This window comes from Streptomyces sp. NPDC054849, from assembly GCF_053610945.1.
Genome location: NZ_JBSGZI010000085.1, coordinates 16,176 through 36,334, shown reverse-complemented (window position 1 = coordinate 36,334; position 20,159 = coordinate 16,176). Strand labels below are relative to the sequence as shown.

22 protein-coding genes are annotated in these 20,159 nt (G+C 72.4%); 13 read left to right on the top strand and 9 right to left on the bottom strand.

From position 1 onward, the window contains the following. Positions 1-204: 204 nt before the first annotated feature. Positions 205-630: a subtilase-type protease inhibitor gene (locus ACWGIF_RS28805; protein ID WP_453501820.1), complete on the bottom strand. Its 426-nt coding sequence runs from the start codon at positions 628-630 to the stop codon at positions 205-207. 572 nt (positions 631-1,202) lie between these two features. On the opposite strand from ACWGIF_RS28805, the gene ACWGIF_RS28800 reads away from it, so the two are divergent. The 3 genes from ACWGIF_RS28800 (at position 1,203) to argB (ending at position 3,518) form a co-directional block, all read left to right on the top strand. Continuing rightward, positions 1,203-1,853, top strand: a complete 651-nt coding sequence (locus ACWGIF_RS28800; protein WP_453501819.1) for a hypothetical protein — start codon at positions 1,203-1,205, stop codon at positions 1,851-1,853. 92 nt (positions 1,854-1,945) lie between these two features. Beyond that, the gene (locus ACWGIF_RS28795) at positions 1,946-2,581 is read left to right on the top strand and encodes an isochorismatase family protein (protein WP_453501817.1); all 636 of its coding nucleotides are present in this window, start codon (positions 1,946-1,948) and stop codon (positions 2,579-2,581) included. Positions 2,582-2,639: 58 nt separating this feature from the next. Next, on the top strand, positions 2,640-3,518 hold the full coding sequence (gene argB, locus ACWGIF_RS28790; protein WP_453501827.1) for an acetylglutamate kinase: 879 nt from the start codon (positions 2,640-2,642) through the stop codon (positions 3,516-3,518). Positions 3,519-3,685: 167 nt separating this feature from the next. Here the strand turns inward: argB and ACWGIF_RS28785 are convergent, their stop codons facing one another. Together ACWGIF_RS28785 and ACWGIF_RS28780 are read right to left on the bottom strand one after the other, a co-directional pair. Further along, positions 3,686-4,186, bottom strand: a complete 501-nt coding sequence (locus ACWGIF_RS28785; RefSeq protein ID WP_453501815.1) for a GNAT family N-acetyltransferase — start codon at positions 4,184-4,186, stop codon at positions 3,686-3,688. Between the two features lie 224 nt (positions 4,187-4,410). Beyond that, positions 4,411-5,799: a serine hydrolase gene (locus tag ACWGIF_RS28780; RefSeq protein WP_453501813.1), complete on the bottom strand. Its 1,389-nt coding sequence runs from the start codon at positions 5,797-5,799 to the stop codon at positions 4,411-4,413. A gap of 206 nt (positions 5,800-6,005) precedes the next feature. On the opposite strand from ACWGIF_RS28780, the gene ACWGIF_RS28775 reads away from it, so the two are divergent. The 3 genes from ACWGIF_RS28775 (at position 6,006) to ACWGIF_RS28765 (ending at position 8,702) form a co-directional block, all read left to right on the top strand. Next, positions 6,006-6,299, top strand: a complete 294-nt coding sequence (locus ACWGIF_RS28775; protein ID WP_453501812.1) for a GNAT family N-acetyltransferase — start codon at positions 6,006-6,008, stop codon at positions 6,297-6,299. A 128-nt stretch (positions 6,300-6,427) separates the two neighbouring features. Next, a complete protein-coding gene (locus ACWGIF_RS28770) occupies positions 6,428-7,324 on the top strand; it encodes an alpha/beta hydrolase (protein WP_453501811.1) in 897 nt (298 codons plus the stop codon). Positions 7,325-7,547: 223 nt separating this feature from the next. After that, complete coding sequence (locus ACWGIF_RS28765; RefSeq protein WP_453501825.1) at positions 7,548-8,702, top strand: serine hydrolase domain-containing protein; 1,155 nt, start codon at positions 7,548-7,550, stop codon at positions 8,700-8,702. Here the strand turns inward: ACWGIF_RS28765 and ACWGIF_RS28760 are convergent. Continuing rightward, positions 8,688-9,251: a SixA phosphatase family protein gene (locus ACWGIF_RS28760; protein ID WP_453501810.1), complete on the bottom strand. Its 564-nt coding sequence runs from the start codon at positions 9,249-9,251 to the stop codon at positions 8,688-8,690. The two genes, ACWGIF_RS28765 and ACWGIF_RS28760, sit on opposite strands and share 15 nt — an antisense overlap. A gap of 101 nt (positions 9,252-9,352) precedes the next feature. Between ACWGIF_RS28760 and ACWGIF_RS28755 the strand changes: the two genes are divergently transcribed. Next, entirely contained in the window at positions 9,353-9,748 is a 396-nt protein-coding gene (locus ACWGIF_RS28755; RefSeq protein ID WP_453501809.1) for a hypothetical protein, read from the top strand. Positions 9,749-9,789: 41 nt separating this feature from the next. Here ACWGIF_RS28755 and ACWGIF_RS28750 read toward each other — a convergent pair whose 3' ends face one another. Continuing rightward, a complete protein-coding gene (locus ACWGIF_RS28750; RefSeq protein ID WP_453501807.1) occupies positions 9,790-9,972 on the bottom strand; it encodes a hypothetical protein in 183 nt (60 codons plus the stop codon). Between the two features lie 535 nt (positions 9,973-10,507). Here ACWGIF_RS28750 and ACWGIF_RS28745 point away from each other — a divergent pair. From ACWGIF_RS28745 to ACWGIF_RS28735, 3 genes are all read left to right on the top strand, one after another. Further along, the gene (locus ACWGIF_RS28745) at positions 10,508-11,704 is read left to right on the top strand and encodes an FUSC family protein (protein WP_453501806.1); all 1,197 of its coding nucleotides are present in this window, start codon (positions 10,508-10,510) and stop codon (positions 11,702-11,704) included. Positions 11,705-11,844: 140 nt separating this feature from the next. Beyond that, positions 11,845-12,486, top strand: coding sequence for an endonuclease (locus ACWGIF_RS28740; RefSeq protein ID WP_453501805.1), 642 nt, complete (start codon positions 11,845-11,847; stop codon positions 12,484-12,486). A gap of 138 nt (positions 12,487-12,624) precedes the next feature. Continuing rightward, positions 12,625-13,125, top strand: coding sequence for a hemerythrin domain-containing protein (locus tag ACWGIF_RS28735; RefSeq protein ID WP_453501823.1), 501 nt, complete (start codon positions 12,625-12,627; stop codon positions 13,123-13,125). A gap of 139 nt (positions 13,126-13,264) precedes the next feature. Here the strand turns inward: ACWGIF_RS28735 and ACWGIF_RS28730 are convergent, their stop codons facing one another. After that, a complete protein-coding gene (locus tag ACWGIF_RS28730; RefSeq protein ID WP_453501803.1) occupies positions 13,265-14,272 on the bottom strand; it encodes a glutathione S-transferase family protein in 1,008 nt (335 codons plus the stop codon). Beyond that, positions 14,235-15,509, bottom strand: coding sequence for an MFS transporter (locus ACWGIF_RS28725; RefSeq protein ID WP_453501802.1), 1,275 nt, complete (start codon positions 15,507-15,509; stop codon positions 14,235-14,237). Before ACWGIF_RS28725 ends, ACWGIF_RS28730 begins: the two co-directional genes overlap by 38 nt. Before the next feature lie 99 nt (positions 15,510-15,608). On the opposite strand from ACWGIF_RS28725, the gene ACWGIF_RS28720 reads away from it, so the two are divergent. Beyond that, positions 15,609-16,694: a DUF5937 family protein gene (locus tag ACWGIF_RS28720; protein WP_453501800.1), complete on the top strand. Its 1,086-nt coding sequence runs from the start codon at positions 15,609-15,611 to the stop codon at positions 16,692-16,694. A 262-nt stretch (positions 16,695-16,956) separates the two neighbouring features. Continuing rightward, positions 16,957-17,643: an HAD family hydrolase gene (locus ACWGIF_RS28715; protein ID WP_453501798.1), complete on the top strand. Its 687-nt coding sequence runs from the start codon at positions 16,957-16,959 to the stop codon at positions 17,641-17,643. Positions 17,644-17,787: 144 nt separating this feature from the next. Here the strand turns inward: ACWGIF_RS28715 and ACWGIF_RS28710 are convergent, their stop codons facing one another. After that, on the bottom strand, positions 17,788-18,006 hold the full coding sequence (locus ACWGIF_RS28710) for a hypothetical protein (protein ID WP_453501796.1): 219 nt from the start codon (positions 18,004-18,006) through the stop codon (positions 17,788-17,790). Positions 18,007-18,161: 155 nt separating this feature from the next. Next, the gene (locus tag ACWGIF_RS28705; RefSeq protein WP_453501822.1) at positions 18,162-19,277 is read right to left on the bottom strand and encodes an NAD-dependent epimerase/dehydratase family protein; all 1,116 of its coding nucleotides are present in this window, start codon (positions 19,275-19,277) and stop codon (positions 18,162-18,164) included. A gap of 278 nt (positions 19,278-19,555) precedes the next feature. Here ACWGIF_RS28705 and ACWGIF_RS28700 point away from each other — a divergent pair, with 278 nt between their 5' ends. Next, positions 19,556-20,131, top strand: a complete 576-nt coding sequence (locus tag ACWGIF_RS28700; protein ID WP_453501795.1) for a putative glycolipid-binding domain-containing protein — start codon at positions 19,556-19,558, stop codon at positions 20,129-20,131. Positions 20,132-20,159: the final 28 nt, after the last annotated feature.

The window sequence follows — 20,159 nt, the reverse complement described above, 5'->3', positions numbered from 1 at the left end:
GGAACGACGCGACGACATCCACGAGGCCTTCCTCGGCCTCGCCACCTGCCTCATCACCCACCGCCACGTCCAACGCCTTTGTTAGGACCCCTTAGCCCGACGACGGCCGGCCGGCGCCGGGGGTCGGCTCCCGAGGGGCGCTGCGCCGGGCGGCGCCGGACGCAGCGCTGAGGGCCTGGCCTCGACGGCCGGGCCGACACGGGGTCAGAACGCGAAGACGGCGTTGCCGTTGAGGGTCGCGGACATGACGCAGCCGTTGGAGAAGGTGTACTTCCAGGACACACGGGAGCCCTGCCACACGCCGTCCGCGGTGACGGTGACGGGGGCGTAGTGCATCGGGCACGCCCGGTCCGGGTTCGGGGAGTCCAGCAGGCGGTCGAGTGCCCCACCCGTGGAGTCGAGGGCTGCGCAGGCGGCGTCCGGGTCGGGGTGGGTACCGGCGGCGGTCGGCGCGCAGCTGAGGGTGGACGCCCGGACGACGGTGGACGTCGCGGCGTCGTCGCCCTGCGCGACGCTGAACACGAGGGCGGAGGGGGCGTAGAGGCCGGCGGGCTGGGCCGTCGCCGTGCCGGAGGCGCCGATCAGACAGAGGAGTGCAGCGGAGGAAACAGCTGCGATGCGGTGACGCACGACAACTCACTTTCGATTCAAAGGTGTAGCGCGGCATTTGGTTTCGATACCACGCCTTGACAACCCCAGAGTGGCCGACGCGAAGGCGAGTTGCATATCGATGGCCGCTTTACGGACACAGCGTTCGGATATCGATCATCGAATGGCCGTTCGGGCAGCTCACGGGCTACGCACGCGCCGCACAGCCGCACGGCGACGCGCCCATTCCCGGCTACGACGTGCCCCCTTGAGCCCGCTGACCTGCTGTCGGCCGCGGGCGGTTCACCGAACGGCCATCCAGCTTGACCGGATCCACACCATGGACGGGGACCTTGGGAGCCGGCACCTGCGTGGGACGCCGTCGGGGCGCCTTGACGGTCAGGCGGCGGCCGGGCGGGACCGACCCGACTCGATCTGCGGCGCCCGGCCGAAAGCCGCCGAGCAGGTTGGCCGACAGACGATGGGTTCCGCCAACTACCCGCCTGTCGAGCGGGGTTGGGGCCGGGATGGCGGGTCCCCGAAAGCTCACACCGACGGGGCCTTTCCCTCCCCGGCACCCCGCTCTTAGGTTAGGCTTCCCTAATATTGGGGGTGTGGGGATGCAAGAGAAAGCACAACACCAAGCGCAGCAGGACGAGTGGGCCGACGAAGTCGTGGCCTGGATGGGCTCCCACGAGGAGATGGACCGGGCGCTGCGCGACGCACTGCGCCGCACGCCCAGCCAGCGTGAGGAGACCATCGCCCGGATGGCGGACGCCCTGCGCGGCGCGGCTCAGGGACTGACCATCCCCGGGTGCGCGGCCGCGGCCGGTGTCTCCGAGCGCACGCTGCGCGAGTGGCTGGAGCTCGACGCCAGCTTCGCCGGGGCGCTTCGCGCCGCGCACGCGCTGGCCGAGGCGCACGGCCTGAGACCGGGCGTGGCGCCCACCCCCGCGGCACTGCAGTTGATGCTGAACGCGATCCGCAAGGGCGCGGCCTGGCCGGTGGCGGCGAACCTCGTCGGGATCTCCGTCCGCCGGTTCAACCGCCTGCGCGCCGAGGCGCCGCCCGTAGGGGCCTTGATCGCGGCGGCCCAACGGGCCCGCTCGGCGCAGGCGAGCGGCCGACGGCGCAGACCCCCCAAGGCGGCGAGCCCCGGCGTCGGGTACCGGATCGTCCAGCTCGATGATCCCGTCCTCTCTCCCGGCAGCCGACCGGACGACACCGCAGGCGGGTCGAACGGAAGGACCACAGGCGGGGACTGAGCCCGCGATCGCGCGACAGTTGATCCTGACGGGTTCTCACATCTGCACTACCGGCGCCGCCCGCGAAGCGCCGGCCACAAGGAGATCCAGACATGGGCCCTGCGACCATCGACCCCTACCGCATGCCGACCCAGGACGTCGTGCCGCGTTCCGTGGCACCGTGGTCCATCGACCCCGGCCGGGCCGCGCTGCTCATCCACAACATGCAGAACCACCTGCTCCACCCCTTCCCCCGCAACGCCCCGCCGCTCGTGGACCTGATCCGCAACATCGGCGCACTGCGCCTGTCCGCACAGCGGCTCGGCCTTCCGGTCGTCTTCAGCGCGGTTCCCTCCGCCCAGAGACCCGAACAGCTGGGCCTCGCCGCCGAGATGGAGAGCGAGCCGACCGCGCAGGACGGAAACGTGGCGATCACCGGGGAACTGACCCCGTACCCGGGAGAGCACGTGATCGTCAACGCCCGGCACAACGCCTTCCTGCGCAGCCACCTGCAGCGCATCCTGCGCACCGCGGGCCGGGACCAGTTGATCCTCTGCGGCGTGTTCGCGCACTCCGGCGTGCTGCTCACCGCAGCGGACGCGTTCATGAACGACATCCAGCCGTTCGTCGTCGCCGACGCGGTCGCGGACACCTCCGCGGAGGAGCACGCGCTCGCCCTTCGCTGGACGGCCGCGCGAGGCGCCGTCGTACACACCACCACGATCCTCATCGACGCATTGGAAACCTGATGACGACAGCACACCCCGCCCGGTGAGCGGACACGCGGCGCCACGGGCGCGCACGCTCATGGAGGCCCTGCCACGACTGGAGCGGTTCCAAGGCCGCACGGTCGTGGTCAAGTTCGGCGGCAACGCCATGGTGAACGAAGAACTCAAGGCGGCCTTCGCCCAAGACGTGGTCTCCCTGCGCCATGCGGGCATCCGGCCGGTCGTGGTGCACGGCGGCGGCCCGCAGATCAGCGCGATGCTCGCCCGGCTCGCACTGGAGGTCCGCTTCGCCGCAGGACTGCGGGTGACGACACCCGAGGTGATGGAAGTCGTCCGGATGGTGCTGGCCGGCCAGGTCCAACGGGACATCGTCGGCCTGATCAACCGTCACGGCTCCTTCGCCGTGGGGATGACCGGCGAGGACGCGCGTACCCTGTCGGCCGTCCGGCGGCCGGCCCTGGTGGACGGCTCGGAGGTGGACATCGGCCTGGTGGGCGACATCGTGCACGTCGACCCCGGCTCGGTACGGGACCTGCTGGAGCAGGGGCGCATCCCGGTGATCTCCCCCATCGCGCGCGGCGCGGACGACGCAGGGGTCTACAACATCAACGCGGACCTCGCGGCCGCCGCCCTCGCCCAGGCCCTGGACGCGGAGAAGCTGGTGATGCTCACCGACGTCGCGGGGCTCTACGCGGACTGGCCGCACAGCACGCAGATCATCGACCGGCTCACGGTGGGCGAACTGGAGAAGCTGCTGCCCTCGATGGCCGGCGGCATGGTGCCCAAGATGGAGGGCTGCCTGCGGGCGGTGCGCTCCGGGGTCCGGATGGCCCACGTGCTCGACGGCAGGGTGCCACACGCCCTGGTCATGGAGGTGTTCGCCGATGAGCACACCGGCACCACGGTGGTGCCCGACAGCCCGCCCCGGGAAGAGCGCCTCCCCGCTGAGCCGCGGTAGGGCCGGCCCACCCGCGGCCTCCCCCGCCTACGTCCCGGGCGGCGCCGCCGCGCACACCCACGGCACCCACGGAACCCACCGCGTCCCCGCGGTGCACGCCGGCCGTGGGCTCCGGGACCGGAGCGACCGCTCCGGCCCGGCCCTGATCACGTGTGGACGGGTACGCCTCAAAGGCGCCGGGAGAGCACCTCGGAACCGCGGGCGGGGTCCAGCGCCCCCGCCCAGGCGGCGGGCGCCCGTCCCGGACCGGCGGGCAGGAAGCCGTACCGCCGGAAGAGGGCGGCGCCACCGGTGGTCGCGGTGAAGACCTCCCGTACCGAGCGGCCCCGCGCCTCGGCGAAGGCGGCACGCAGCAACGCCGCACCCAATCCCCGCCCCTGGCTTCCCCGGGCGACACAGAAGTTGTAGAGCACGGCGGCCCCCTCCCCCGCGTCGCTCAGGGCGAGGCAGCCCCGGACGCGGGCGCGGCCGTGGCCGCCCACGAGGAGGAACTCCCCGGCGTGCGCGAGGTAGTGGTCGATACTGCGGGGCCGTAGGGCTCCGGAGCGGATGAAGGCCGTCGAGAGCGTGTGGAGGGCGGGGGCGTCCTGCAGGCGGGCCCGGCGGACCAGCGGCGGACGGCCGTCCGCACCGTGGACCGGGGGGCGTGGGGTGGCGGCGGTAATCACGAACTTAGGCTAGCCTTCCCTAAGTTGAGCTGCAATCCCGACTCCACACTCAACGGGCTTCATTCCAGGGCCAATTGCACGCAGCCGGGTCTCACCCGCCGGGGCACCGGGATATGGCGACTCGCCCTGGTCACGGACGCCAGGTCGCGCCCCGTGGACCAGGACCGGGCGGCGGGCGGCGGGCGGGGGCGAGGGCGGCGGGCGGCGTAGCGAGCGGTAACCGGCTAGCCGTCGCCGCCGGTGGGGAGCGAGAGGCCGGCGTAGACCTGGTTCAGGATGGTGGGCAGCAGGGCCATGGCCGTGGCCCTGCCGTCCAGCGACACGGTCAGGTTCGTCCAGACGACCAGCGTGACCCCGTTGTCCGGGTCGTGGCCGATGAAGGAGTTGAAGCCGGGGAGTTCACCGCCGTGGTAGTACATCGCGGCCTGCGGACCGAAGCGCTGGTAGGCGATGCCGTACCCGTACTTCTGACCGTCGGGCGCGGCCGGGTCCTCGGCCTGCACGCTGTCCAGCCACTGCTTCTGGGATGCGGGACCGAGGACCTTTCCGGTCACCAGAGACCGGATCCAGGTCGCCAGGTCGTCCGCGGTGGAGATGACGCCTCCGGCAGCGGTGGCGTACGAGGGGTTCTGGTGGGTGTAGTCCACGGGACGGAGCTTTCCGGACCGGGCCGCCGCCTGCACGTCGGCGGGATAGGGCTTGTCCACGAGCGCGTAGCCCGTTCCGCCGTACATGTAGCCGTGTGCGTACGGCGCGGGGAGGGACACGTCGCGGATGCCCGGCAGCGAGGTTCCCGCCAGGCCGAGCGGGGCGAAGAAGCGGTCCTGGAACTGGCGCGCCAGCGGTTGTCCGCCCGCCTTCTCGGCGACGAGTCCCAGCAGCACGTAGTTGGTGTTGCTGTACTCGTAGGACGTGTCGGGGGCGAAGTCGGGCGCCCGCCGGAAGGCGATGTCGAGCATCTCCTGCGGCGTCCGGGCCTTGCGGGGTTCGGCGTCCAGAGACGCCGAGAGTTCGGGCGCGTCGGTGTAGTTGTAGAGCCCGCTGCGCATCTTCAGCAGGTCGGCGAGCGTGATGCGGTCGCCGCCCGGCACGCCGTCGACGTACGCGGACACCGGATCGCTCAGCCGTAGCCTGCCCTCTTGGGCGAGCAGGTTGATCAGGGCCGAGGTCATCGTCTTGGTGTTGGAGGCGATGCGGAAGTGGTCACTCGTGGTGGGGGGTTGGACCTTGCCCAGCTCGGCGGTACCGACGATCGCCCGGAAGGTCCCCTGCGGGGTCTGGAGCAGGACCACCGCGCCGGGCACCATGAGCTTCTTCGCCTCGCGCTCCACGGCGGCCTGCAGGGCGGCCGGGTCGATGGCCTTCAGTGCCGACGGCGCGGACGGCGTGGTCGGCGTGGGATCGATGGCGCCGGCCGCCGGCGGAGGCGGGACCGAAACATCCGACAGGGCCGCGGCGTTCGCCCCGGAAGGGAGGAAGCACGCAACGACCAGCAGGGCCGTGCACGGTGCCAGGACGGCCGCGCGCCGTGCGCCGCCCGGTCGCGCCGCGACGCCGGTTTCCCTCCGGCGCGCGCGGTTCGGGACGTCATCGTGGGCTCGGGAAATCCTCATGCCGACACCACAGGCCTCGTCTTCGGCGGCCCAGTGCCGCGGCCGGAGGGCCCGGGGCGGTCCGGCACGACAGAAGGGCCATACAGGGACCAAGATACCCGCTATGCACCTTTTGGGCACACCCGATGCCGGCTACTCGACCGCCAGGCAGCCGGCGGTGCCACCAGTCGGAGTTCACCCACACGATCGTGTGGGACGGGCACATCGTGGGCACTTGCGCACTGATCCGACGCGCCGGAACCCGGGACGACAACCGTGAGATCGGCTACTGGCTGCACCCGGCCGCCACCGGCCGGGGCGTGGCCACCCGGGCCGCCCACGCCCTCGTCGAACAGGCCTTCCGCATGCCGGGCATCGACTACGTCGAGATCGTCCACGACCCGGCGAACCGTGCCGGCGGCGCCGTCCCGGCCCGCCTCGGCTTCACCGAGCACCTCCGCCGGCCCGCAGAACGGCACGCTCCGGCCGACACCGGCCAGAGGACCGGGTCTGGCGCCTGACTCGCCGACAGTCCACCTCCCCGCCGGTCACCGAAGGGCAGAGGTGCGCCGGTCGGCGCGGAATCGGGGTGGGACGGCCGACGGTTGGCGGATGACCCCTCCGGGTGACGGCCCTGAGGATGGTCGTCATGGATCCCGAACTCGAAGCATTCATCCCGCTCCTCCCCCAGCTCGACCTGAACGACCCGGTCACCGCACGCAAGCACTTCGCCGAGCGCGCCGCGGCGACACCGGCACCGGACACCTCGAACATGGAGGTCGATGACCGCACCGTGGCCGCCGATCCGGACGTGCCGGTGCGGATCTACCGTCCGCACGGGGCACGAGGCGCGGTCGTCTGGCTGCACGGCGGCGGCGGAGTCTTCGGTGACCTGGACACCGAACACCCCTGGGCCGCCCGCATCGCGGACCTCTCCGGGGCGGTGGTGGTCTCGGTGGGCTACCGCCTGGCGCCCGAGCACCGCTTCCCGGCCGCCCTGGACGACGCCTACGCCGTACTGACCTGGACAGCCGGGCACGCGGCCGAACTCGGGGTCGACCCTGCGCGGATCGCCGTCGGCGGTCACAGCGCCGGAGCGAACCTCGCCGCGGCGACGGCCCTGCGGGCTCGCGACGAGCAGGGGCCCGCTATCCGCTTCCAGCTGCTCAACCAGCCGGGGCTGGACGACCGCCAGGAGACCTGGTCGGCACGGAACTTCACCGGCACGCCCTGGTTCGACCGCGACAAGATCACCACAGCGTGGCGGCACTACCTGGGCTCCCGGCCGGCCACCCCGTACGCCGCCCCCGCACGCGCCACCGATCTCTCCGGCCTGCCCCCGGCCTACATCGCCACCGCGGAGTTCTGTCCCAACCGCGACGAGGGCATCGCCTACGCGCTGCGCCTGATGCAGGCGGGCGTACCGGTCGAGCTCCACCAGTGGCCCGGCACCTTCCACGGATCGCAGGCACTCCTGTCCGCCGCGGTCTCGCAGCGGCAGAACGCCGAGCTCGGCGACGCTCTGCGCCGCGCGCTGTCCGAGTGAGCCGCGAATGCCGAACGGCACGCGCACAGTCCCCGTTCCACGCACTGACCACGAAAGGACGGACGTCGTGAAGGTTCGACTGAGGATTCCCCTGGCGATCGGCGCAAGCGCCGCCGCGCTGAGTCTCTGTGCGGGCACGGTGGCCGCCGCGCCCGCGCCGCACGGACCAGGGTCCGTCCCGGCCGGCAACGCGAGCGCGTCGGACGGCCTGGACCCGGCGGGGCTGAGGTCCGCCGTGGACGGTGTCCATCGCGCGGGGGTGCCGGGGGTGTACGCCGAGGTGCGCGACACCGGCCGGACCTGGCGGGGCGCTTCCGGCGTCGCCGATGTCACGACGGGCCGTCCCGTCACGCCCGACATGCGGCACCGCGTCGGCAGCGTCACCAAGACCTTCACCGCCGTCGCCGTGATGCAGCAGGTCGAGCGGGGCCGGATCCGGCTCGACGCGCCGGTCGGCGGCTATCTTCCTCACCTGGTGCCGGGCGAGCGGGGCAGGAAGGTCACGGTGCGGATGCTCCTCAACAACACCAGCGGCATCGCCGACTACCTCCCCTATGCGTTCCCGTCCCTCCAGGGGTTCCCCTCCCTGCCGGACATGTCACCGGAGAGCCTGGACGACAACCGGTTCCGGCAGTTCCGCCCGGCCGAGCTGATCGAGATGGGGCTCGCGGCGCCTCCCGCCGGCGAGCCCGGAGCCTCTCCCGGGGTGTACTCCAACACCAACTACCTGCTCCTCGGCCAACTCCTGGAACAGGTGACCGGCTCCACGGCCGAGCAGTACATCACCCGGAACGTCATCGAGCGCGCCGGTCTGCGGCACACCGCGTTTCCGGCGGGGCCGCGCATCATGGGACCGCATCCGCGGATGTACGAGGCCTTCTACGGCCTGATCGACCCGCCGCGCGACTACAGCGTCTACAACATGTCCTGGGTGGGACCGTCGGCCGCTCTGGTCTCGACCATGGAGGACCTCAACCGCTTCTTCGCGAAGCTGCTCGACGGCGAGCTCGTCGACCGGTCGTCGCTGGCACAGATGCAGCGCACGCTGCCGGTCCGCGCTCTGGACGGAACAACGGTCGACTACGGCCTCGGTCTGCACAAGGTCGTCATTCCGGGCTGCGGCACCTTCTGGGGGCACGACGGCTCGGCCTGGGGAGCCGGAACGCTGTCTCTGACCCGGGCCGACGGCAGGCGCCAGATGTCGTTCGGGGTCACCCTCCAGAGGTGGAACAAGCCGGACTCCTCGGGAAAGCCGCAATCCCACCCCATCGACGACGCGCTGGCGACGCTGCGCCGGCAAGCGCTGTGCGGCGCCGGTGACGCCCGGGCCGAGAACGCCTCGCAGACCCCGGAGCCCCCCAGGTCAGCGGCGCGGTGACCAGAAGGCCGCAAGGTGCCCCGCGCCGGGTGGTGTCAGGGTGTCCCAGCCGCCGGGAAGGTCCACCACCACGATCCCCGACTTGGGGAAGCGCGCCCTGAGCTCCTCCAGCAGTTCGGGCGGACCGGACCCGCACAGGGCCGAGGCCAGCTCGTGGATGCCGGGATTGTGGCCGACCAGCGCCACGCAACCGAGGCCCGCTCCCCGCTCCGCGACCGCCGTGATCAGGACGTTCGGGCCCCCCTTGTAGATCCTTTCGTCGTACACGGCGTCCGGCGGGTCCGGCAGTGCAGGGACCAGCAGCTGCCAGGTCTGCCGGGTCCTGCGCGACGGGGAGCACAGTGCCAGGTCGGGCTTGTAGCCGGACTCCGCCAGCCAGCGGCCCGCCCGGGGTGCGTCGGCCCGGCCGCGCTCGTTCAGGGGGCGCTCGACGTCCTCGAACCCTGCGTCCTTCGGCACGGCCTTGGCGTGGCGGACCAGCACCAGCCGGCACCCGGCCGTGCCTGCGGAGGCCGAGGACGTCGTGTGTGGCGCGGGGCCCGAGGTCATGGTCGTCTCCTTCGCCGCAGGGCTACGGGTACACGGTCATGGTGCGTCCAGTCCGGCAGGTACGCACCCGTTCGGCCGGGGGCGGGGCTACGCTCCGCAAGATGGAACGTGCAGAGGTACTCAAGCGGGTGATCGGCATCCTCACCGAGGCCCAGGACATCCGCCGCGCCGTAGAGACGGGGCAGGACGGCAACGGCGACGGCGAGGGGGAGGACCAGGGCGACGGCGCCGCCGCGACCGCCGGGGTGGCCACGACGCTCCTGAACGAAATGCTGCCGTCGATCAGTGTGCCGGCGGACGCGTCCCCGCAGCAGGTGGCGTCACTGGTGGCCGAGGCACTCGGCCCGGCTCTGCACACGATGGTCTCCGGATTCAGTCTCGCGTTCACCAGCCTCGCGATCGCGCACGACAGCGGCCGGACGGACGTCTCCGCGATCGAGGTCCTCCAGGAACTGGCCCTCGAGATCGAGGCGGGGACCTACGACGAGGGCCCGTAACCACCGGCCGCAGGTCCCTGCGCCGCCTCCTTCTCCCGCGGTCAGCCCGCGTCGTCCTGGTCGCGGGCCATCCTCCGCTCCTGCATCCTCCTGACTTCCTCGGGGCTCTTGCCGGCGACCGGCTTGCTCGCCTCGGGGTGGACCGGGTCCGGACCGGGGTGCTCCTGCACCTGCTCCTCGCGGCCCTTCCCCGGCTCCTGACGCTTGCTTTCCTTGCCTGGCATGGCTTCAGCTCCCTCGTAGCTCTCGTCGACAGGGGCACTCCGTCCCCGCCGCGCCGGCCGGTCCCCGGGCACCGTGCTCTCGTACCCCACCTCAGGTGAGCGGTTCCGGCGCGGGCACCGGACCCGGCAGTGGGCCCGGCTCTGGTTGCGGCCCGGGGTTCGGGGCGGGGGGCGGCTCGGGATCGGGCCCCGGCTGCGGCGGGGCCGGCGGCACCGGATCCGGTCCGCCCGGCCCGGGCACGGGGCCCGGGAGGGGCCCCGGCGCCGGACCGGGGCCAGGACCGGGCGCAGGGGTGGGACTGGGAGGCACGGGGTCGTTCGGCGGGGTCCCCACGGCTTCTCCTCTCCTCGGCCCCTGGTCGGGGCGCGATGACTCCTGCCGCACGCCTACCCGCACCACGCAGCCGTAGACGCCCGCGTCGCCGTGGGTCCCGGCGGCGGGCAGGACCGGGAGGTGGTCGCGCCCGCCACGCCGGGGACACAGAAAGGACCGCCCGCCGTGCGTCATACGGGGCGGCGTGGGAAGGTGCCGGAAATGATCAGCAGCCTCGTCACCCGTGTCGCGCAGCGCCGCCGCGAGCCGGTCGCCGTCCAAGCCCTGCGGTCCACCGCCGCGGCCGTCGTCAGCTACGTCATCGCGCTCCGCCTGAGCAGTGAGCCGAACCCGCTGACCGCCCCCCTGACCGCCCTTCTCGTCGTCCAGGTCACCCTGTACTCCACGCTGACCACCAGCATCCGCAGGGTGAACTCCGTGGTCGTCGGCGTTCTCATCGCGATCGGTTTCAGCGCGCTGGTGGGCCTCACCTGGTGGAGCCTCGGCCTGCTGATCCTGGCCTCACTGGTGGTGGGCCACCTGGTGCGGGTGGACGAGTTCGTCCCCGAGGTCGCGATCAGCGCCATGCTGGTCCTCGGCGTGACCCAGGTGGCGGACACCGCCTGGGACCGGGTCCTGGAAACGGTCATCGGCGCGGTGGTCGGGCTGCTGGTCAACCTGCTGCTGGCACCACCCCTCTGGGTCGGACCGGCCGGTACCGCGATCACCGATCTCGCGCTGCGCATGAGCCGGCTGCTCGATCACCTCGGCGAGGAACCCCTCGGACCGGCCAAGGTCGAACAGGCAGCGGCCCGGCTGCATGAGGCACGGCGGCTCGACAACGACATCGCGCAGGTCGACGCCGCCCTCCGGCAGGCCGAGGACAGCCTCCGGCTCAATCCTCGCGTCAAGGAGGGCCTGCTCTTCCGGCTGGTGCTGCGCACCGGTCTGGACACCCTGGAGATCTGCGCGGTGGTGCTCCGCGTGGCCTGCCGGACGCTGACCGACCTGGCCAAGGCCCGCCCGGACGGCCCGCTCTTCGATGCCGGGACCGCGGCCGCGCTGCAGCAGGTGCTGCGCCACACGGCGATCGCCGTGGAGAGCTTCGCCCAGCTGATCACCGCGCAGGTCAGCGCCAACGCGGAGGAGGCGGAGGCGCGCCTGACCGGGGAGCTGGCCGTGGCCCGGGCCTACCGCGACCGGCTGGCCGAGCTGCTGCTGGCCTCCGCCCGCGAGGATCCGGCGCACTGGCAGCTGCGCGGCGCGCTGCTCGCCGAGATCGACCGGGTCCTCGACGAGCTGGACGTCGACACACGGTCCCAGCGCCTCCTGGAGGAACTCGACCGCCACGCCCGCACCCTGCGCACGGGCGACCGGTGGGAGCGGCTGCGGGGTCGGCTGCGCGGGAAGGCCGAGTGAGACCGCGGGTGCGTGATGGGGGCGGGCAGGACGGGTAGGCGCTGCGCGTGGACCGGATGGAACGAGACCGGCAGAGGCATGAGATCGACAGAGGGAGCGGGCCGGCCCCGCACCGGCGCCCCCTCGGCAAGGACACGCTGATGGACACGTCGAAGGCGATGGCCCGCCGCATCCTGCGCGAGTACGGCGAGACGTACGTGCACGAAGCCGGCATCCGGCTGCGCGACACTCCGGCTCCGCTGTACCAGCTCCTCGTGCTGTGCGTCCTGCTGTCGGCGCCGATCCGTGCGTCGACGGCTCTCGCGGCGGCCCGCGAGCTGTTCGCGGACGGGCTGCGCACGCCGAAGCGGATGGCGGCATCGGACTGGCAGCGCCGCGTCGACGCGCTCGGGCGGGCGCACTACCGCAGGTACGACGAGAGCACGGCCACGGCGCTGGATGACGGCGCGCGGCTCCTGCTCGATCGCTGGAACGGCGATCTGCGCAACCTCCGTGAGGAAGCCGGCGGTGATCCCGCCCGTGTCCGGGAACTCCTCCAGGAGGTGCCCCGGATCGGCCCCACCGGCGCCGACGTCTTCTGCCGCGAGGCCCAGGCCGTCTGGCCGGAGCTGCGCCCCTTCCTCGACGCGCGGGCCCGCAAGGCGGCGGCCGGCGTCGGCCTGCCCCGCACCGCGCGGGCGCTCGCCGAGCTCGTCCCGCCGCGCGAGTTCGCCCGGTTCGCCGACGGCCTCGTACGGGTCGGCCTGACCCCGGACGCGGCCGACCGGCTGCGCGCGGCCTGACGGCGGCGCGGCCCGGCGCCCCGGCCCGTGCCCGGGGCGGCGGCGCCCCCGGAATCCGGCCGGCGGGCCGGGGGTTTCAACCGCCGCCGAGTGAGCACGCGCCACAAGACATGGGACACCGAGGTGGAGGCGAGTGGTATGGCGGGCGAGGCGCATGAGCAGGATGTCGTCGAGGTGATCCTCAAGGACCACCGCACCATGGAAGACCTGTTCCGCCGCATGCGGAGCGTCGAGGCCGACCGTGCGGGCGCACTGGAGAAGTTCTCGGCCCTGCTCATCGCGCACGGCGAGGCGGAGGAAGCCAAGGTGTACGGAGCGCTCAAACGCTTCAAGGACGTCGACGACGAGGAAGTGGAGCACGGCGAGGAGGAGCACGCCGAGGGCAACAAGGCGCTGCTGGCGCTGCTGGAGGTGGACGACGTCGGCTCCGAGGAGTGGGACGAGTGCCTGGAGGATCTGGTCAAGGCGGTCTCCCACCACGTGGACGAGGAGGAGCGGACGATCCTCAACGCCGCCAGGGAGAACGTCCCCGCCGAACGCAGGGCCGAGCTGGGCACCGCGTTCCTGCAGGAACGCGAGAAGCAACTGGCGTCCGGCTGCGGCCGCATCGAGAATGTGCGCAAGATCGTGGGCGAGTGACGGCGCGAGCCGCACCGTCCGCAGGAGAGGCGTCCGCCCGGCCCGGCGGCCCGGCCCAGCGGGCGGGCGCCGGGTCGGGCCGCCGGGACGAAGCCGTGAGCCGGAGTCCGGCGGCCGTCGCCGTTCGGGCGGGCACGGTTCAGGCAAGGGGGGTGTGATCGGCCGGTACCGCCTCCCCGGGAGGGACCGGCCCGGGCGCCGTGCCGTCGCCGAAGGGGCTTGCGCCCAGGACCTCACGTCCGTGGGGTGCGAGCCAGCCCGCCGGGTCGGGGCCGGCCGGCACGATCCCCGTGGGGTTGATGTCGTCGTGCACCAGGTAGTAGTGCTGTTTGATGTGGTCGAAGTCGACGGTGTCCCCGAAGCCGGGTGTCTGGAACAGGTCCCGCGCGTAGGCCCAGAGCACCGGCATCTCGGTCAGCTTGTGCCGGTTGCACTTGAAGTGCCCGTGGTAGACGGCGTCGAAGCGTACGAGCGTGGTGAACAGCCGTACGTCCGCCTCCGTGATGCTGTCGCCGACGAGGTAGCGCGACCCCTCGAGCCGGGCGGACAGCCGGTCCAGCCGGGCGAACAGCCGTGCGTAGGCGTCGGCGTACGCCTCCTGACTGCCGGCGAACCCGGCTTCGTAGACGGCGTTGTTGACGTCCCGGTAGACCACTTCGTTCACAGCGTCGATGTCCGGCCGGAGGGCGGACGGGTAGAGCGCGGGCGCCCCGGGGCGGTGGTACGGCGTCCACTCCAGCGACATGTCGAGCGTGATCCGCGGAAAGTCGTTCGTGACCACTTCCCCGCTCGGCACGTCCACGACGGCCGGTACCGTGATGCCCCGGTCATAGCCGGGGTCGCGCGCGAGATAGGCGTCCTGGAGCCGCTCGATGCCGAGCACCGGATCACGGCCGCCGGGATCGAGGTCGAAGGCCCAGCTGCGCTCGTCGTGCACGGGGCCCGCGACGGCCATCGGTAGCGCCTCCTCCAGGCCGAGGAGCCGCCGTACGATCACTGCCCGGCTCGCCCACGGACACGCGCGGCTGACCACCAGACGGTAGCGCCCGGGCTCCACCGGGTAGCCGTCCCGCGCGTCAGCGGTGATCCGGGTGGTGATGTACCGGCTGTCACGGGAGTATCCCTTGCCGCGGTTCACATAGCTCATCCCCGGCGCCTACCCGCATTCGGCCGGAGAACCCGCTCCGAGTTCCTTGGTCCTTCTCGGTGGCGACGGCGGCTGAAGAGAGGAGCGTCGCACCGGCGAGGCTGCCCCAGAGCGCCGCCGATCCGTGGGGTGCGAGAGCGGTGATGACCACCGGGGAGACGGCGAGACCGAAGCCGGTGGAGAGCTCGAAGCGGGCGAGGGCGCGTCCCATGGCGTGAGCCGGGGCGAGGACGGTGGCCAGCGCGGTGGCGCTGCCCGCATAGACGATCTCGCCGAGGGTGCAGACCACGGACACCGCGGCGACGGCCGGGGCACCCCAGCCGTGGCCCAGTGAGGTGGCCGCGAGGAAGCCCAGGTACGACGCGGCGAGCACCACGCCGGCGAGAGTGAGCACGGTCCGCCGGGAGAAGCGGGACATCAGGACGGTGACCGGAACCTGCAGAGCCACCACCAGCACCGTGTTGGCCACGAAGATGGCCGCCGACCACACGGGGGACGCGTGCAACTGTGTCACCAGGATCAGGGGGAGCGCGATTTCGGGGACGTTGAGGCAGAAGGCGTAGACCACGTTGGCGGCCAGCAGCGCGCGCATGCGCGATGCGGGCGCGGCGGCCGTGCCCTTGGCCAAGGTGGCGGCCGGATGCGCCTGCAGGTGGACCGACCACGCCAGGGCCGCCGCAGCGAGATAGGCGACCCCGGTGACGGCGGCCAGCGCCTGCAATGCGGTGGCGCCGCCCGCCAGGCACACGGTGGCCAGGAGCGCGCCCGTGCCCATCCCGGCGTTGCGCAGGGCGCGGCCCGCCGCGAGAGCGGTGTCGCGTTCCCGGCCGTGGACGACCGTGGCCACGAGAGCTGCGTGGGCGGCCGGCCACGCCTGGTTGCCGATGCCGAGGAAGAGCGCCGCCGTCGCGAACGGCCAGACGTGCCCCGCCGGGGTGGCCAGCAACAGCGCCACGCCCAGCACCCGCACCATCATGGACGCCGCCACGACCGTGCTGCGGGCGCCCCGGTCCAGCCATCGGCCCACCGCGGGCATGCACGCCAGACCCACGACGACGCCGACCGTCATGGCGATACCGGTGGCCGGCGCGGACAGCTTCAGCACCATCACCCCGTAGAGCAGCAGAAAGGGCCGCAAAAGGCCGGTGCCGAGCGCGTCCACGGCGAGGGCTACGGCATAGCGGGGGCCTCCGGAGGCACGGACGAGGGCGCTGAGGCGGATCCTGGTGGTGGGCATGGCGTCTACGGTGCGTTCGGCGGCCGGGCCGGCCATGTCGGTTGACGGAGACCGTCAACCGACGCCGTCGCCGGTCGTCCGGTCGGTGATGATGAGGGGGTGACGTTGAGGATCGACATCAGCGGCCTGCCGTCCGAGCGACTGCGGTTCGCCCCCTCCCCGCTGGCCGAACTGACCGCGATGCTGCACGTGCTGGCCGAACCCGGGCACCATCCGCAGTTCGCCGGCTGGGCCGGGGAGGTCTGGGCCGGGCTGCGGCCGGAGCTGGCCGAGCGGTTGCGGGAGGCGGAGTTCCTCTGGCGATCCTCACAAGCCGACTTCCTGATCCCGGCCCGGCCTCGGCCGACCCTCGCCGAGGAGTTGGACGACGTGGACCGGATCGACGACGCAACGTACGTGACCGCCGCGCTCGTCACGACGTGCGGCAGCAGCCGGGTCCACTTCGCTGCGCCGTCGCCGCTCACCGACGCGACGGCGCGTGCGCGTGCCCTGGACCTGGCCCAGGCCCGCGGAGCTCGGCACGAGGCCTTCGCGGAAAGGCTGCTCGCGGACCCGGGCGCCGTGCGGGCGCGGGTGCGCGAGACCCTCGAACAGTGCGCCGACGCCTTCTTCGACGCCGCCTGGGCGGGCGTAGCCGTGCAGCTCGCCACCGACCTGCGTTTGAAGAACGACCTGCTGAAGCGCCAGGGCGTCGGTGCGGCACTCGCATCGGTCTCCGGCGCGGTCACCCTGGCACCGGGCGGCGACTGCATCATCGTGGACAAGCTGCAGGACAAGGCGACCACCGCCCACGGGAGCGGGGTCACCTTCATCCCCAGTGTCTTCGGCCGCCCGCACCTGGTGGCCGTCCACGCGCCCGGGTGGCGACCGGTGGTGCAGTACCCCGTGGCCGAGGCGAGTCCGTCGGAGCCGGTATCGCTGGAGACGGTCACACTACGGCTGGAGGCGCTGGCACATCCCGTACGGCTGCGGCTGCTGCGCACTCTGGCCCGCGGCCCGCACACCACCGGTGAACTGGCTCACGCCTGGGAACTCTCGCCCCCGGAGGTCTCCCGCCACCTCGCCGTCCTGCGCCGCGCGGGCCTGCTCACGGCCCGGCGGCAGGGTCGTTACGTCCGGCACACCCTCCACCTGCCCGATCTGACGGCGCTGGGAGCCGATTTGCTGGCGGCCGTACTGCGCTGAGCGCCGGGTCGGGGGCTGCGGTCGTCCGCGATGCCCACGTTCACGGGCCGGCTCGCGTGTGTGTGATGACGTACACGACGGCCAGGCCTGCCGCTCGAAGGGGACGGTGTCCCGCTCCGCGGAGGTGTCGATCCGGCCCGATCCGTCCGGAGGCGCCGAAACGCCGTGAGCGTCCCGAGGACTGCGGGGGAAGGAGGCGGGTAGGCGCCCCACATGTTCCCCGGGATGGACCGCACGGCGGCGTAGCGGGAGAGAGGTGCACATGAACCGGGCCGCACTGTTCGACGTGGACGGCACCCTCGCCGACACCAACCATCTGCACGTCACGTGCTGGTGGGAGGCCTTGCGGCAGGCGGGCCACGAGGTGGCGATGCACGACATCCATCGCGCGATCGGCCTGCCCGGTGAGGACCTGCTCGCCCACGTGCTGGGCGACGACCACGACACGGACGAGAACGACGCGCTGACCGCCGCACACAGCACCCTCTACGCCACGTATTTCGACCGGCTCCCGCCGCTGGACTCGGCGGCCGAGCTGCTGCGCGAGCTGGACCGGCGGGGCTGGCGGGTGGTGCTCGTGACCTCGGCCACCTCGTCCGAGCTGGACGCGCTCCGACGGGCCGTCGGCGCCGATGACGCCGTCACCGCGACGGCCAGCTCGGACGACGTCGGCCAGGGCAAGCCCGCACCCGACCCGGTGCAACACGCCCTCGACCTCGCTGACGCGCCCGCGCACTCCGCCGTCTTCGTCGGCGACACGGTGTGGGACATGAAAGCGGCATCCAGGGCGGACGTCGCCTCCGTGGGCCTGCTGTGCGGCGGCATCCCGCGCGCCGACCTGGAGGAGGCCGGTGCCCGGGCCGTGTACCAGGACCCCGCGGATCTCCTCGCCCACCTCGACGAGAGCCCGTTCTCCGGCGGAACCGGCGGACGGAGAAGCGGCGTATAGAAAGGATCGGTCCCGGAAGGGTGACCCTTCCGGGACCGATCCTCCTTCATTCCATCGGCAGAGGAAGCCGAACCTTCGCGCGTCCCGCGCACGGGCCCGTGGCGCTGAACACCGGACGGGGACGGCCCACCTTCAGGCGCCGGGTCAGTCGTGGGGGCCCTTCCAGCGGGTCGGGGGTTCGCCCGGTTCGGTGGGCTCGGCCGGCCGGTCGAGGCGGCTCGCCTCGTCCGTATCGGCTGCTCGTGTGGTCGCAGTCGCCTCACGCGAGCTTTCGGTCCGTCGCTTCACGTGTGGTGCGCGGCGCCGCTCTTCCTCGTCGTGGCCGTGCAGAGGTGCGCCTCCCGCGCCGCCCTGGTCGTCCATGGCAGATCCTTTCGCCGGTTCGTCCTGGCTCCCCTCCCCCGGCCCCTGCCCGGACGCCGTGGTGGAAAACCTGCGGACGCCGTGGAAGGATCCGGTCCCCGCACACCCCTCCCGGCCGAGGAGGCGGGGAGGCCGCGGAAACCCCAGAGTCCCGGTCACGACGCCGCCGAAGTCCTCATGACCCGGTCCGCCACGTGGTCGAGACGCTGGGCGAGCGTCCGCTCCGGGGCTAGCGGGGCGGTGTCCATGCCCGCCCCCGAGCGCAGGCCGTCGAGGAACTCCCCGACGGCTTCCTCCGAGGTGTACAGGGGCTCCCAGGAGAGTTCCTCCCGTGCCCGGGTGGAGTCCATCAGCGGGAGTCGCAGGACGGCGTCGAAGAGGTCCGGGGAGGCGGGGACCAGGTGCAGCCGCCAGGCCGCGGCGAGGGCGGCCCGCACCGGGCGGACGGGCATCGACCGGCTCCGCGCGGCGAAGACGCGGGCCAGCACCTCGGCGTCCACCGGCGGATCCGCCGCCAGGTTGAAGGCCCCGCGCACGGGGAGGGCGACGGCCGCCCGGTAGGCGGCGGCCGCGTCGTCGGTGTGCAGGGCCTGGAAGCACAGCCCCGGCAGGTCGGGCACCACGGGGATGAGCTCGGGCCGTACGAAGCGGCCCGGGAGCAGCCTGCCCGCGAAGATCCTCCGCTGCTCGGCGGCGGCGGCCTTCTTGAAGAGGAAGCCCGGCCGCATCCTCACCACACGGACGTCCGGATGGGTGTGCTCGTACGTGTCGAGGACCCTTTCGAGGTAGGCCTTCTCGCGCGTGTACGCGGCCTGCGGCCAGCCGTGGGTGGGCCAGGACTCGTCGACCCTGCGGTCCTTGGGTCCGGGTGAGTAGGCGCCGACCGAGGATGCGTGGACGAGCGCGGGCACACCGGCGGCGGCCACGGCGTCGAAGACGCGCAGACTGCCGAGGATGTTGGTGCGCCAGGTCTCGGCCGGGTGGTGGGTGGGCTGGAACTTCCAGGCGAGATGGACGACGGCGTCCGCGCCCCGGAAGAGCGGCACGAGGTCGTCGCCGCCCGGCTCGATGTCGGCGGCCTGCCAGTGGGTCTTGTCCGGGTTCCAGCCCGGGACCCGGCGGGCCAGGCCCAGTACGGAGCCCACGGTCGGGTCTTCCGACAGGGCCCGCACCACGCTGGTCCCGACATTCCCGGTGGCCCCGACGACCACGACACGGCTTCCCTCCCCACTGATCCCCACGAGGTGCTGTGCAGGTGCGTGACGCGTCATCGTGTCGTCTCCGTCCTCGGCGTATTCCGTGAGCTCGTTGCTCTCCGTGAGCTCGTTGTTTTCCGTGGCCTCGTCGCTCTTCTCGACCTCGTCGTTCGCAAAAGGAGGGCCGTGCCGGAGAGCAGGCCGCGTGCGCACGACGCCATTGCCCGCCGGCAGCATGCCGTCGACAGCTGGAGGCCCGCCCGGCGCCTACCCTTGCTCCCCCGTCGCATGCCTCGGCACCCCTCCGGAAGGTCTGCCGCCGACGGGCCGGCGCCCCGGCGTAGGCTTGCCGCATGGGCAGCATCCGACCCCTCGTGCGCACCTGGGAGATCTTCCCCGGCACGGGCTACTCGACCGCCTGGGTCGGTCTCACGCCTGGCCGTCTCACCGCACGCGGGCGGGCCGTGGGCCTGGTCCCCGAGCCGTACTGGTTGACGTACGTACTCGAAACCTCCGACGACTACGTGACCTCGCACTTGTCCGTCACGGTCGAGACGGCGGCGTCGGCCAAGGAGCTGGATCTGCGCAACGACGCCGGCCGCTGGACCGTCGACGCGACGTACCGGCCCGATCTCGACGGTGCGCTCGACTGCGACCTGGGCCTCTGCCCGCTGACCAACACCATGCCCGTGCTCCGTCACGGCCTGCACCAGAGGCCCGGAACCGAACCGCACCACTTCCTGATGGCCTGGGTCTCGGTCCCGGACCTCGCGGTCAGCGCGAACCGGCAGACGTACACGCATCTCGCCCGCGCCGAGCACGGCGCACGCATCCGCTACGAATCCGGCGACTTCCACGCCGACGTCGAGTTCGACGACGACGGTCTGGTCCTGGAGTACCCGTCTCTGGCGGCCGCACTCACGCACTGACCCCGGCGGACCGGGGAGGGACACACCC

Coding starts and splice junctions, on each gene's coding strand:
- ACWGIF_RS28795 (WP_453501817.1), top strand. CDS start 1,946: ATGGGCCCTGCGACCATCGACCCCTACCGCATGCCGACCCAGGACGTC.
- argB (WP_453501827.1), top strand. CDS start 2,640: ATGGAGGCCCTGCCACGACTGGAGCGGTTCCAAGGCCGCACGGTCGTG.
- ACWGIF_RS28780 (WP_453501813.1), bottom strand. CDS start 5,799: ATGAGGATTTCCCGAGCCCACGATGACGTCCCGAACCGCGCGCGCCGG.
- ACWGIF_RS28770 (WP_453501811.1), top strand. CDS start 6,428: ATGGATCCCGAACTCGAAGCATTCATCCCGCTCCTCCCCCAGCTCGAC.
- ACWGIF_RS28760 (WP_453501810.1), bottom strand. CDS start 9,251: ATGACCTCGGGCCCCGCGCCACACACGACGTCCTCGGCCTCCGCAGGC.
- ACWGIF_RS28755 (WP_453501809.1), top strand. CDS start 9,353: ATGGAACGTGCAGAGGTACTCAAGCGGGTGATCGGCATCCTCACCGAG.
- ACWGIF_RS28750 (WP_453501807.1), bottom strand. CDS start 9,972: ATGCCAGGCAAGGAAAGCAAGCGTCAGGAGCCGGGGAAGGGCCGCGAG.
- ACWGIF_RS28745 (WP_453501806.1), top strand. CDS start 10,508: ATGATCAGCAGCCTCGTCACCCGTGTCGCGCAGCGCCGCCGCGAGCCG.
- ACWGIF_RS28740 (WP_453501805.1), top strand. CDS start 11,845: ATGGACACGTCGAAGGCGATGGCCCGCCGCATCCTGCGCGAGTACGGC.
- ACWGIF_RS28735 (WP_453501823.1), top strand. CDS start 12,625: ATGGCGGGCGAGGCGCATGAGCAGGATGTCGTCGAGGTGATCCTCAAG.
- ACWGIF_RS28730 (WP_453501803.1), bottom strand. CDS start 14,272: ATGAGCTATGTGAACCGCGGCAAGGGATACTCCCGTGACAGCCGGTAC.
- ACWGIF_RS28725 (WP_453501802.1), bottom strand. CDS start 15,509: ATGCCCACCACCAGGATCCGCCTCAGCGCCCTCGTCCGTGCCTCCGGA.
- ACWGIF_RS28715 (WP_453501798.1), top strand. CDS start 16,957: ATGAACCGGGCCGCACTGTTCGACGTGGACGGCACCCTCGCCGACACC.
- ACWGIF_RS28710 (WP_453501796.1), bottom strand. CDS start 18,006: ATGGACGACCAGGGCGGCGCGGGAGGCGCACCTCTGCACGGCCACGAC.
- ACWGIF_RS28705 (WP_453501822.1), bottom strand. CDS start 19,277: ATGACGCGTCACGCACCTGCACAGCACCTCGTGGGGATCAGTGGGGAG.
- ACWGIF_RS28700 (WP_453501795.1), top strand. CDS start 19,556: ATGGGCAGCATCCGACCCCTCGTGCGCACCTGGGAGATCTTCCCCGGC.